The 13,467-nt window shown below is 44.1% G+C and carries 10 protein-coding genes and 1 pseudogene; 10 read left to right on the top strand and 1 reads right to left on the bottom strand.

Annotation, left to right across the window (positions count from 1 at the left end; translation table 11 throughout):
- Nucleotides 1-364: carbohydrate ABC transporter permease (locus tag AB5Z12_RS17050; protein ID WP_368368718.1), on the top strand; the 364-nt coding region annotated here is incomplete at its 5' end.
- Nucleotides 357-1,184, top strand: a complete 828-nt coding sequence (locus tag AB5Z12_RS17045; protein WP_173717083.1) for a carbohydrate ABC transporter permease — start codon at nucleotides 357-359, stop codon at nucleotides 1,182-1,184. The genes AB5Z12_RS17050 and AB5Z12_RS17045, both read left to right, overlap by 8 nt.
- Before the next feature lie 119 nt (nucleotides 1,185-1,303).
- Here the strand turns inward: AB5Z12_RS17045 and AB5Z12_RS17040 are convergent, their stop codons facing one another.
- Nucleotides 1,304-1,477 (bottom strand): DUF6783 domain-containing protein, encoded by a 174-nt coding sequence (locus AB5Z12_RS17040; protein WP_319017151.1) that lies wholly within the window; start codon nucleotides 1,475-1,477, stop codon nucleotides 1,304-1,306.
- Between AB5Z12_RS17040 and AB5Z12_RS17035 the strand changes: the two are divergent.
- The 8 genes and pseudogenes from AB5Z12_RS17035 to AB5Z12_RS17000 form a co-directional block, all read left to right on the top strand.
- Nucleotides 1,394-1,591, top strand: a pseudogene (locus AB5Z12_RS17035) (DUF6783 domain-containing protein); the annotation flags it as partial. The gene AB5Z12_RS17040 and the pseudogene AB5Z12_RS17035 overlap by 84 nt on opposite strands.
- The gene (locus tag AB5Z12_RS17030; RefSeq protein WP_368356780.1) at nucleotides 1,578-4,703 is read left to right on the top strand and encodes a glycoside hydrolase family 2 TIM barrel-domain containing protein; all 3,126 of its coding nucleotides are present in this window, start codon (nucleotides 1,578-1,580) and stop codon (nucleotides 4,701-4,703) included. The pseudogene AB5Z12_RS17035 and the gene AB5Z12_RS17030, both read left to right, overlap by 14 nt.
- Nucleotides 4,704-4,778: 75 nt before the next feature.
- A complete protein-coding gene (locus tag AB5Z12_RS17025) occupies nucleotides 4,779-6,803 on the top strand; it encodes a beta-galactosidase (RefSeq protein WP_368356781.1) in 2,025 nt (674 codons plus the stop codon).
- Nucleotides 6,804-6,910: 107 nt separating this feature from the next.
- Complete coding sequence (locus AB5Z12_RS17020; RefSeq protein WP_195391735.1) at nucleotides 6,911-7,894, top strand: AraC family transcriptional regulator; 984 nt, start codon at nucleotides 6,911-6,913, stop codon at nucleotides 7,892-7,894.
- 178 nt (nucleotides 7,895-8,072) lie between these two features.
- Nucleotides 8,073-9,377: a BMP family ABC transporter substrate-binding protein gene (locus AB5Z12_RS17015; RefSeq protein ID WP_368356782.1), complete on the top strand. Its 1,305-nt coding sequence runs from the start codon at nucleotides 8,073-8,075 to the stop codon at nucleotides 9,375-9,377.
- A gap of 250 nt (nucleotides 9,378-9,627) precedes the next feature.
- Nucleotides 9,628-11,160 (top strand): ABC transporter ATP-binding protein, encoded by a 1,533-nt coding sequence (locus AB5Z12_RS17010; RefSeq protein ID WP_173717078.1) that lies wholly within the window; start codon nucleotides 9,628-9,630, stop codon nucleotides 11,158-11,160.
- Nucleotides 11,161-12,258, top strand: a complete 1,098-nt coding sequence (locus AB5Z12_RS17005) for an ABC transporter permease (protein ID WP_148461205.1) — start codon at nucleotides 11,161-11,163, stop codon at nucleotides 12,256-12,258. It begins immediately after the preceding gene.
- The gene (locus AB5Z12_RS17000; RefSeq protein WP_148461206.1) at nucleotides 12,259-13,251 is read left to right on the top strand and encodes an ABC transporter permease; all 993 of its coding nucleotides are present in this window, start codon (nucleotides 12,259-12,261) and stop codon (nucleotides 13,249-13,251) included. It begins immediately after the preceding gene.
- Nucleotides 13,252-13,467: the final 216 nt, after the last annotated feature.

Here is a 13,467-nt window from a genome sequence, read left to right as displayed (position 1 = left end):
CAATATGGTATTCTATCTGGCAGGACTTCAGAACATCGAATATTCTGTTTATGAGGCAGCGAAGATCGATGGTGCAAACGGATGGAAAACCTTCTGGAAGATCACAGTACCGCTTCTGAAGCCGACTATTATCATGACCTTCATCATGTCCATCAACGGTACCTTACAGCTGTTTGATGAGTCCATGAACCTGACAAAGGGTGGTCCTGCAAACTCAACCATCACAATGTCACATTATGTTTACAATACCTGTTTTGTCAACGTGCCGAACTTCGGATATGCAGCAGCAATGTCCTTTATTATCTTTATTATGGTAGCAGTTCTGGCATTTATCAACTTGAAAGTAGGTGATACTCGTGACTAAGAAAAACAAATCTGCAATCCAGAGAAGATTGATTCCTACATACATTTTTCTGATCATTGTATCATTTTTCTCCGTTTTCCCGCTGTACTGGATGATTTCAGCAGCTACAAATACCTCCACGGATGTATCACGCGGACGTATTATTCCGGGAAGCTATTTCATGGAGAACTTTAAGAACCTGACATCCCAGCAGCCACTTTGGAGAGCACTTGGAAACTCTTTCTTCTATGCAATCCTGACTACAGTGATCTGCCTTCTGATCTGTTCCATCGCCGGATACGGATTCGAAGTATATCATGACAAAGGAAAAGACAGATTGTTTTCTATTCTCCTTCTTGCCATGATGGTTCCTCAGGTTGCTACTATGGTTCCGTTGTTTAAGATGTTCTCAAAAGCGAAGCTTCTGAATACATCCATCGGATTTATCCTTCCGATCATTTCCACACCGTTTATGATCATGATGTTCCGACAGAATGCAAGAGCTTTTCCAGTAGATATTATCGAAGCAGCACGAATTGACGGCTTAAGCGAAGTGAGAATCTTTTTCCAGATGTTTATTCCAACCATGAAATCCACCTACGCGGCAGCCGCTGTTATTACCTTTATGAATGCCTGGAATGCATACCTGTGGCCGAAGGTAATCATGACAGATAACAAAGCCATCACAATGCCAATGCTGATCGCCAACCTGATCACAGGCTATGTAACCGATTACGGTATGCTGATGTGCGGCGTATTATTCTGTTCCATTCCGACCATGGTTGTATTCTTCGTTCTGCAGAAGCAGTTTGCAGAAGGTATCACCGGTGCGGTGAAATAAGTTTGAAAATCTAAGGGTGCTGCGATTTATTTGCGGCGCCCTTTTTTCTGAACATGGATACGCAATCTATGGACGATTTTTATATATTGTTCTGTAAAAAATCCATGGAAATAGAAAGTTTATATTACTATAATAAAACTAGAACGTGTTTGAAAAAGGCTTTCTGCAAGATGTGCGTCACAATTTGTGGGAGATTTCGCTCGAATGAGGGCACCGTAGCGGGCTACGGCAACCGAATTCGGGTGAAATCTCCCGCAAAGTGGGGCGTGCAGATTGCGGGAATGATTTTTCAAACACGCTCTAGTGCAGGGCATCTGGAAAATATTGCCCGCAACGTTTATAGAGAGAGGGTTACTGTTGTTACCAGTGAACAGTATCGAGAAAGGACTACATATGAAGGAATTTGATTATTCATTAGTTAAGAATCCCGAATATTTTAAAGACGGAAGAATGGAGGCTCACTCCGATCATATCACTTATGCAAACGTGGAAGAGGCTTCCGCAGGTGAGACTTCTTACCGCCACAGCTTAAATGGAATCTGGAAATTCCATTATGCCCGCAATTACGGAAATACCATAAAAGGCTTCGAGAGAGAAGATTATTCCTGCAAAGACTGGGATGACATCCGTGTGCCGGCCCATATCCAGATGGAGGGCTACGATGCACCTCAGTATGCCAATGTGCAGTATCCATGGGAAGGACACGAGGATATTCACCCAGGGGAGATTCCGGAGCATTTCAATCCTGTGGCAAGCTATGTGAAATATTTCACAGTGCCGGAACAGATGAAAGGAAAACGTCTTTTTATTTCCTTCCAGGGTGCAGAAAGTGGAATCGCTCTCTGGCTGAATGGCCAGTTTGTGGGATATAGTGAAGATTCTTTTACCCCGTCAGAATTTGAACTCACCGATTATGTGAAAGAAGGGGAAAATAAGCTGGCAGCTCAGGTGTTCAAGTGGACAGCCAGCAGCTGGTGCGAGGATCAGGATTTCTATCGTTTCTCCGGAATTTACCGGGAGGTTTATCTTTATACAGTACCGGATGTGCATGTGTATGATCTCCAGATCCGCGCAATCCCGGATGAGAGCCTTAACAAAGCCCGGTTTGAAGTCAAGACCAGCACCTGGGGAAAGGGAAATGTGCATATTGTTCTGTCCAAAAAAGGACAGACCATATTGGAGGAAAATAAGAGCTTAGGCGAAATTGCAGCAAATACAGGAAGTGACCGGAACGGAAAAGATGTAGCCGCTGAAGCTACTGGCAGAACCGTTCAGAAAGGTGTTGCTGATACTTTTAGCTGGACGGTGGAGAATCCGATTCTCTGGAGTGCAGAAGATCCCCAGCTCTACGATTTGGTCATGGAGGTTTTCGATGAGAATGGTATTCTTCAGGAAGTGATCCCTCAGAAAGTCGGTTTCCGCCGATTTGAAATGAAAGACGGAATTATGACTTTAAATGGAAAACGAATTGTATTTAAAGGTGTGAACCGTCATGAATTCAGTTCCATAACAGGAAGATGTGTATCCGAAGCAGAGCTACGCAAGGATCTGACCATCATGAAGCAGAATAACATCAATGCCATCCGCACCTGTCATTATCCGGATGCTTCTCTGATCTACCAGCTTTGTGATGAGTTTGGAATTTACATGATCGATGAGACCAACCTGGAAAGTCACGGCTCCTGGGATACAGCGGAATTTACGAAGGACTATACTTATGTGGTTCCCCATGATAAGCCGGAATGGCAGTCTATGATGTTAGACCGCGCCAATTCCATGTATCAGAGAGATAAGAACCATCCGGCAATCCTGATCTGGTCCTGTGGAAATGAGTCCTTCGGTGGTAAGGATATTTTTGAAATGTCCCAGCTCTTTAGAAATGCAGATCCTACCCGTCTGGTACATTATGAAGGTGTCTGCCATGACCGCAGATATAACGCTACCAGCGATATGGAAAGCCAGATGTATCCATCTGTGGAAGCAATTAAAGAGTTTCTTGCAAAAGATGATTCCAAGCCCTTTATCTGCTGTGAGTATACCCATGCCATGGGAAATTCCTGCGGTGCCATGCATAAATATACAGATCTGACAGATACAGAGCCGAAATATCAGGGTGGCTTTATCTGGGATTATATCGATCAGTCTATTTACAAAAAAGACCGTTATGGAAAAGAGTTCCAGGCATATGGCGGAGATTTTGGCGAGCGTCCTACTGATTATAATTTCAGTGGAAATGGAATTGCATATGGTGGAAATCGTGATGCGTCTCCGAAGATGCAGGAAGTGAAATTTAATTATCAGAATATTACCGCACAGGTAAGTGCTGATTCCGTGAATGTGATCAACAAAAATCTGTTTGTAAATACGGACACATTTGAATGCAGAGTAACTCTTCAGAAGGATGGAAACGTAATTCGTACAGAAGTACTGGATACAGCAGTGGCTCCTTTGAGCCAGATGGAATATGCTCTTCCATTTAAGAAGGAGGAGAAAGCAGGTGAGTACACGGTAACTGTTTCTTTCCATTTAAAAGAGGATATGCCATGGGCGAAAGCAGGTCATGAGGTTGCCTTTGGACAGTATGTTTACCAGGTGGAAGCAGCTGTGAAGCCTTGCACAGAGCATCTGGAGGTAATTCACAGTACCCATAATATTGGCGTGCGCGGAGCGGAATTTGAGGTGCTTTTCTCCGTATTGAACGGTGGTCTTGCTTCCTATAAATACGCAGGAAAAGAAATGATCGAGGCAATTCCGAAGCCTAATTTCTGGCGTGCACCAACAGACAATGACTGTGGAAATCTGATGGCAATGCGCTACGGACAGTGGAAGCTTGCCAGCATGTATGTAAACCATAAGGATTACCGCGGAGCGGCATATGGACCTGGAAATGCACCAAAGGTAGAGGAAAAAGAGCATTCCGTAAAGGTATCCTATACCTATTTTCTTCCCACTATTCCGGCAGCTGAGTGTACACTTGCTTATGAAGTTTTCGGAGATGGAAGAGTTCGTACCACACTTTCCTATGATCCGGTGAAGGAGCTTGGCGATATGCCGGAATTTGGTGTGATTTTCAAGTTTAATGCAGATTATGACCATGTATCCTGGTATGGACTTGGAGAAGCTGAGACCTATGCAGACCGTAAGAAAGGTGCAAAGCTTGGAATCTACGATAATATGGTAAAAGATAATGTGGCAAGATATATGGTTCCACAGGAATGCGGTGCCAAGGAAGAGGTCAGATGGGCGAAGATCACAGACCGGAAAGGCAGAGGAATGCTTTTTGAGATGGATAAAGAAAACGGCCCGATGATGTTCTCTGCCCTGCCATACACACCTCATGAGATGGAAAATGCAATGCATCCATATGAGCTGCCCCAGATTCATTATACAGTAGTGCGCGTAGCAAAAGGCCAGATGGGAATTGCCGGAGACGACAGCTGGGGAGCAAGAACCCAGGAAGAATACCTGCTGGATACAAGTAAGCCGATGGAATTTTCATTTGTATTTAAGGGAGTTTGAGAAAAAATACATTACTGTTCACTCCGTGACCAGTAACAAAAATATTCTTATCATGGCAACAAAAAGGAGATTGAGATGGCAAGAAAAATAGAATATGGCCGTATGCTGCATGGTGGTGACTACAACCCGGAGCAGTGGCTTGACCGCCCGGACATTTTGAAAAAAGACATTGAATATTTCAAAAAAGCACACATTAATACAGTATCTGTAGGAATCTTTTCCTGGGCAGTACTGGAACCGGAAGAAGGAAAGTACAATCTGGGCTGGCTGGAAGAGATTATTGACAATTTATATAAAGAGGGAATTTCCACGATCCTGGCAACACCGTCAGGCGCAAGGCCAAAGTGGATGGCCGACAAGTATCCGGAGGTCCTTCGCATGGATCCGGACCGCACCAGAAGATTTTTCGGAGGAAGACATAATCATTGCTATACATCTCCGGTATATCGTCAGAAAGTTCACGATATGGACAAGCTGCTTTCCCAGAGACTGGGCAGTCATCCTGGTGTGATTCTGTGGCACATTTCCAATGAGTTTGGCGGAGAATGCTATTGCCCTCTTTGTCAGCAGAAATTCCGGGAATGGCTGAAAGAAAAATATGGAACCATTGAGAAGCTGAATTCCAGTTGGTGCACCACATTCTGGAGCCATATTTACAATAGCTTCGATCAGATTGAAGCCCCTTCCCCAAAGGGGGAGAACGAGCTTCATGCATTGAAGCTTGACTGGAACCGGTTCGTTACAGATCGCACCATTGATTTCATCAAAGGAGAGGTTGCTGCAATCCGTGAAGGTGGTTCTGAACTGCCGGTAACAGCCAATCTGATGTATGATTACAACGGTCTTGATTACAAGAAGTTCCGCGATGTTCTGGATGTGGTATCCTGGGACAACTATCCAAGCTGGCATAAGAAAGAGGAATTTTTCACTGCCATTGATGCAGGTATGCAGCATGATCTGATGAGGAGCATTAAGAATCAGCCATTTCTTCTCATGGAGTCCTGCCCATCTGCCACAAACTGGAAGCCCATCAATAAGCTGAAAAAGCCGGGAATGATGCTGGCTGCCTCTCTTCAGGCAGTAGCTCACGGCTCCGACAGCGTTTTATACTTCCAGCTGCATCAGAGCCAGGGGGCTTCTGAAAAATTCCACGGCGCAGTGATCGACCACTATGGCGGAGAGGATACCCGCGTGTTTAAAGAAGTGACAGAGGTTGGAGAGGCTCTGGAGACACTGAAGGAAGTCTGCGGCAGCCAGATGAAGTCTCCGGCAGCAGTCCTTTATGACAGAGAAAATAACTGGGCAATCCAGGATGCACAGGGACCGCGGAATGAGAACATGTTCTACACAGAAGCGGTACAGAAGCAGTACCGCGCCCTGCGGGAACAGGGACTGAATGTGGATGTGATCTCTATGGAGCATGAGCTTTCCAGCTATAAGATCGTGGCAGCGCCAATGGCTTATATGTTCAAAGATGGTTACGAAGAAAAATTAAGAGCATATGCAGAAAATGGCGGAACCCTGGTGATCACTTACTGGACCGGCCTTGTGGATGGTACAGACAAGTGCTTCCTTGGAGGAACACCATACGGGCTTATGGAGGCAGCCGGTCTTCGTACTACGGAGATCGATGCTCTTTATGACTGGGAAGAGAACCATGGAATTTCAGAACCGGGCAATCATCTGGGAATCAGCGGCACCTACACTTGCAAGAACCTTTGTGAGCTGGTAAAGGTTTCTGATGCAGAAGTGCTTATGCGCTATGGCGATGACTTCTATGCGGGAGCTCCTGTAGTGACACATAAAGCATATGGAAAAGGTCACGTATATTACGTTGGCGCAGATATGGAACAGGCTTTCTACAGTGATTTCTACGGAAAGGCAGCAAAGGAAGCTGGCATTCAGGCACCGCTGGGATTCGTACCGGCAGAGGTTTCTGTCACCTTACGTGAAAATCAGGAAAATGAATATCTGTTTATCCAGAACTATGCAAGAGAAACCAAGGCAGTTCCGGTTCCAGCAGAATATGAAGTGATCTACGGCGCGGCGGATGAGATTATGCAGCCGCTGGCAACAAGGGTCCTGAAAAAGAAAAAATAGAGATTAAAAATAGAGGAAGAAGTTAGTGTGAAAAGAGGTTTTGACACTAACTTCTTTTTGTGTATATAATTAGAAAAACAGAAATCATGCAGCAGGAGGTATGTGCAGTGCAGAGAGAACTCTTGGAGCAGCTTCGTGAAATTACAGAAGAAGAGAGAAGAATCCTGAACGGAGAAGCAGAAGTGGACAGGGATCTTTACACGTCTGGAAGCGATTTTACCATTGACAGCAATAAGATGCTGGAGGAAGGAAAGCTGATCGCAATCCGCACCCATACCAGGTTTGTTCATTTTCCCCTTCACCGCCATAATTATGTGGAAGTACTCTACGTATGCGAGGGAACTCTTACGAATATTATAGATGGCAAACAGGTTATTGTGCGAAAAGGGGAACTGCTTTTTCTGAATCAGTTTACCCATCATGAGATTCTTGCAGCTGGCAGGAGTGACATTGCCATAAATTTTATGGTATTGCCGGAGTTTTTTGATGTGGCATATTCAATGGCAGGAAATAATAATGTTCTGGCAGATTTTCTGGTGAATGTACTGCGCCGGGATAACCAGCAGGGAGAATATCTTCATTTTAAGGTATCTGAGGTGCTGCAGATCCAGAATCTTCTGGAAAATATTATTTATTCCCTTGTAACAGGAAGGGGCAACCAGAATAAAATCAATCAGACTACCATGGGACTTATTTTTCTTTACCTTATGGACTCTGTACAGTATGTGGAAATGCGCCTTCCAAATCAGTACGAGAACATGATATCCATGACGACTCTGGATTATATTGAGCAGAAATACCGCACGGCCACCTTGACTGAGCTATGCGATATGCTTCACCTTCCCATGCATGTATTAAGCAAAATGATAAAAAAAACAACAGGCTTTAATTTTAAGGAGCTGCTTCAGCGGAAACGTCTTAGCAAGGCTGTGGAACTGATGTGTGATACAGACCTTCCCATCAGCGATATCATTGCAGCAGTGGGATATGAGAACAACAGTTATTTTCACCGTGTATTCAAGGAAAGATATGGGGTAACGCCAAGAGCTTTCCGCGTGGCTAATAAGAAAAATGATAAAGTAAGATTATGAAGAACGCGTAAAAATATTTTTACAAAAAAATTATCATTTGTTCAAAAATATTTTTTGAATTATATATAAATGGTTGACATTTAATTAGAAAAAAAATAAAATAATTGTAACGTTTAAGATTTTTCTTACATAGAGGGGGAAAGTCTCAGGCAAATAAAAATATCAAGGAGGAAGTAAAATGAAAAAAATGTGTAGAAAAGTAGTCAGCCTTCTTCTTGCAGCAGTGATGGTGCTTACAATGACCGCCTTCGCTTCTGTTGTTTATGCCGCTGACGAGGACAGCGTTGAAGCTGATCCGAACTTCAAGATGGGAGTTATTCTTGTAGGTGATGAGACAGAAGGATATTCTGCAGCTCATATCGCCGGTGTTAAGGAAGCAGCTAAAGAGCTGGGCCTTGACGACAGCCAGATCATCTGGAAATACAAAGTTCCGGAAGACTCCAGCTGCTACGATGCAGCAATCGACCTTGTTGGACAGGGATGCTCCCTGGTAATCGGTAACAGCTATGGACATCAGACTTATCTGGTACAGGCTGCTCAGGAATACCCGGATGTAACATTCGTTTCCATGACAGGTGATTTTGCAGCAATCAGCGGATGCGAGAATTTCAAGAATGCATTCACCAACATCTATGAATCCCGCTATGTATCCGGTGTTGTAGCTGGTCTGAAGCTGAAAGAGATTCTTGAGGATGGTACTCTTACTACAGAAACACAGCCAGACAGCTTTGATGCAGACGGTAATGTAAAGGTTGGCTATGTTGGAGCATTCAGCTACGCTGAGGTTGTTTCTGGTTATACTGCATTCTACCTTGGTATTAAGAGCGTTGTTCCGAACGCTGTAATGGAAGTTAAGTACACAAACTCCTGGTTCGATATTGACAAAGAGGGTGCAGCAGCTGAGGCACTTATTGCAAACGGCTGTGTGATCATCGGACAGCATGCAGACTCTACAGGTGCTCCTGCAGCTACACAGAAGCTTCACGATGATGGCAAGATCTGCTACTCTGTAGGCTACAATATTGATATGCTTGAGACTGCTCCTACAGCAGCACTTACCTCTGCTACCAATAACTGGGCAGTATACTACAAACATGCAATTGCAACCGTAATGGGCGGTGGTGACCTTGAGCAGGACTGGTCCGCAGGATATAATGACGATGCAGTAGGAATCACAGAACTTGGTGAGTCCTGTGCAGAAGGAACTGCAGACTACGTTGCTGACATCGAGGGCAAACTGAAAGACGGTTCTCTTCAGGTATTTGATACCTCTACATTTACTGTAGGCGGTGAGGAAGTTACCTCTGCACCGGTTGACCTTTCCTTCATGGATTACACAACTGATCCAGCAACTGTTGTATATCAGGGCGAGACTGTTGAGGCAATCGTGGATGGACATTTTGCAGAGTCCACATTCAGAAGCGCTCCATACTTTACACTTCGTATTGATGGAATCACAGAGGATGCAGACGCTGTTGAATAAGCAGTAATGCGAAATCCTGCGAAGCATGATTTCTGTGCATCGCGGAGCAGGTAGCTGGGAAGAAACCTGAACAGTTATCGAATTACATTAAATCCAAAAGGGGAGCTGTAAAAAGGCTTCCCTTTTGTTTCGTAAGCGGGAAAGTTAAAATCCACGCGGATGTGGGATTTTGGCGAACGCTTCAAAGATAGGCAAAACCAGAAGAGCTTGTTTTGCCTTGATTATAAAACGGGAAGGGAGGCACAACACTTTGGAATATGCCATTCAATTAAAAAATGTTACCAAAACATTTGGAAAAGTTGTTGCCAACAAAAATGTCAACCTTGACGTAAAAAAAGGTGAGATTCTCTCCCTTCTGGGAGAAAATGGAAGTGGCAAGACCACTCTTATGAATATGATCTCCGGTATTTATTTTCCAGATTCCGGCGAGATCATGATAGAAGGCAGGAAAGTGGAAATCCGCTCTCCAAAAGATGCCTATGATTTGGGAATCGGTATGATTCACCAGCACTTTAAACTGATCGACGTCTTTAGTGCCACTGAGAATATTGCACTTGGTCTTGATAAAAAGCAGAAATTTGATTTGAAAGAGGTTCGTAAAAAAGCACAGGCTATTTGTGACAGGTATCACTTTGATCTGGACCTGAATCAGAAGGTTTACGAGATGAGCGTATCTCAGAAACAGACTCTGGAAATTGTAAAGGTTCTTTACAGAGGTGCAAACATTCTGATCCTGGATGAGCCGACAGCGGTACTGACACCTCAGGAGACAGCCCGTCTGTTTGAGGTTATCCGAAATATGAAGGCAGATAATAAATCAGTTATCATTATTACCCATAAGCTTCACGAGGTTCTGGAGATTTCCGACCGCGTTGCCATTCTGAGAAAAGGAGAGTACATAGGTACCGTAGATACCTGCGAGGCCACTGAAAATTCTCTCACAGAGATGATGGTAGGCAAGAAGGTGGAACTGAATATTGCCCGTTCCGCACCTGTAAATCCGGTGAAGCGGCTTTCTGTTTCCCATCTGACCGTCTATAACCGGGAGGACATTAAGGTACTGGATGATGTAAGCTTTGACGTTTATGGCGGTGAGATCCTGGGAATTGCCGGAATTTCCGGAAATGGACAGAAAGAGCTTCTGGAAGCCATTGCCGGACTTCAGATTACAGGCCAGGGCAGCAGTATTGAGTTTTACGAAAGAGGAAAAGAAAATCAGCCCCTTCAGCTGGTTGGAAAAACACCGAAGAAAATCCGTGATGCAGGTGTTCACCTTGCATTTGTGCCGGAAGACCGTCTGGGAATGGGACTTGTAGGTTCTATGGGTATGACCGGAAATATGCTTCTGAAAAGCTATGGAAAGGGTGCATCCCCGCTTACAGATATGCGTACCCCGAAGAAAATGGCAGAGAAGGTTAAGGAAGAGCTTGAAGTTGTGACTCCAAGCCTGAATACTCCGGTATCCCGTCTTTCCGGAGGAAATGTACAGAAGGTTCTGGTAGGCCGTGAGATTGCAGAAGCACCTACTGTACTGATGACTGCCTATGCAGTGCGAGGCCTTGATATTAATACCTCTTATACCATCTATAATCTTCTGGATGAAGAGAAGAAAGAGGGGGTTGCCGTAGTCTATGTAGGTGAGGATTTGGACGTTCTCATTGATCTGTGTGACCGTATTCTGGTACTTTGCGGCGGTAAAGAGAATGGTATTCTGGATGCCAGAACGACTACGAAAGAAGAAGTTGGACTTCTTATGACAAATCTTCGGAAGGAGGGAAAATAAATGAGTGACACAAAAACTAAAGAACCCTTGATCCGAATTATTAAGCGTGACAGAAGCAGCTTCGGGTACAAGGTGTGGGTTCGTGCGGCTGCCATTATTCTGGCGCTTGTAGTAGATGCGATTTTTATTTATAGTGTAACAGGCCTGAATCCATTATCTGTATATGGTGTTATGTTAAATGGTACTTTTATGACAAGCATTCGTTTTTCCTGGGCAATGCGAGATCTGGTAACCCTTCTCTGCATTGGTATTGCCCTTGCTCCTGCGTTTAAAATGCGCTTCTGGAACATTGGCGCAGAGGGACAGGTGCTGATGGGAGGCCTTGCCACAGCTATGGTTATGGTAAAATGTGGTGCCAGCCTTCCTACCCCGGTGCTTTTTCTGGTGATGTTCCTTACCAGCGTGATTGCCGGAGGTCTCTGGGGCTTTATTCCGGCAGTATTCAAGGCGTACTGGAATACAAATGAGACACTTTTTACCCTTATGATGAATTATGTGGCAACCAGTATTGTTGCATGCATGACCAATATCCTTCGAGGAAAGGCTTCCAGCCTTGGTAAGCTGAACATGTCTACACAGGTTGGATGGTTCCCGCAGTTTATGGGACAGAGATATAATATTAACATTCTCATTGTAATGATTCTCATGTTTGTAATGTTCTTCTATCTGAAATATTCTAAACAGGGCTATGAGATTACCGTAGTAGGAGAATCTGAGAACACAGCAAGATATGCCGGAATTAATGTTAAATGGGTAACCATCCGTACCATGATCATTTCCGGTGCTATTTGCGGTCTGGTTGGTTTCCTGATCGTAGCAGGAAGAGACCAGACTATTTCCACCACATCTGCAGGCGGAAATGGATTTACTGCCATCATTGTTGCATGGCTTGCAAAATTCAATACTTTTTACATGGCACTGATTTCCTTCCTGCTGATCTTTCTGTCAAAGGGAGCAGCTGAAATTGCTTCCGCATACAGCCTGAATGACTATGCGGCAAGTATTATTGAAGGCGTGATTCTGTTCTTTATTCTTGGAAGTGAATTCTTCATCAACTATAAAATGATTTTCCGTGGTTCCAAAAAGGAGGTGCACTAAATGAGTAATCTGATTGCATGGATCATCAGGGCAATTCCATTTGGAACAATTATCATGTTTGGTTCCATGGGTGAAATCACCACTGAGAAATCAGGAAACCTGAATCTTGGTGTTCCGGGAATTATGTATCTTGGCGGCTTTGCTGGCTTCGCCAGCTCCTATTTTTACGAGAAAAATTCAGCAGATCCAAAAGGTTGGATATGCGTGATCCTGGCGCTTGTGGCAGCAATTGCAGCTTCCATGCTGGGAGGGCTGATTTTCAGCTTCCTTACCATTACCCTTCGTGCAAACCAGAATGTAACCGGTCTTGCACTTACCACATTCGGTATGGGTGTTGCCAATTTCTTTGGTGTATTTATTTTAAATGGTGCAAGCTACACTGCAGCTCCGCTGGCATACGCTTCTTTTTCAAAGAAGATTCCATTCCTGTCCAGTAAGCTGGGAATTGTAAGTAAAACTGTTTTTGCCTATGGTTTTCTGGTGTATGCGGCAATCATTATTGCTGTTGTTCTGCATTATGTGCTGAACAAAACAAGAGTAGGTCTGAATCTTCGGGCTGTAGGCGAAAATCCGGGAACTGCAGACGCAGCCGGAATCAATGTAACCAAATATAAATATCTGGCAACCTGTATTGGTGCCGGCCTTTCCGGAATCGGCGGCTTATATTACGTTCTGGATTATAATCAGGGAATCTGGGCAACAACAGGGCAGATCGAGGCTCTTGGCTGGCTGGCAGTTGCGCTGGTTATATTTACCACATGGAAACCGCTGAACTGTATCTGGGGTGCGTATCTTTTCGGTATGCTCTACTGGCTGTATCAGTTCCTTCCAAGTATTCTTGGAATCAAGGTTGCAAGCTATGTCACAGACCTGATCCAGATGGTTCCTTATGTGGTTACGATTATCGTACTGGTTGTAGTAAGCTTCCGAAAGAAGAAAGAGAATCAGCCTCCGGAAAGTCTGGGACTTTCCTACTTCCGAGAGGAAAGATAATAGGGATTGGTTTGATATAATATTGAAATTTCAGAATCCTCTGCTTATGCTGTATGGTGCAGCATGCAGAGGATTTTTTTATTCTTCAGACGGCAATACGATTTGTGAAAAATAAGTGTCCATAGGAAAAGAAAGTTTACAAAATATTTCGAAAATGTTATATTATTATTAAATGACATGCGAAACATATAGAATGGATAGTTGGCTCTTATCTAT

It is taken from the genome of Ruminococcus sp. RTP21358st1_G6_RTP21358_211008 (assembly GCF_040908885.1).
Taxonomy (GTDB): Bacteria; Bacillota; Clostridia; order Lachnospirales; family Lachnospiraceae; genus Blautia_A; species Blautia_A faecis.
Note: the sequence above shows the minus strand (reverse complement) of the source record. Positions and strands in the feature narration are given on the sequence as shown.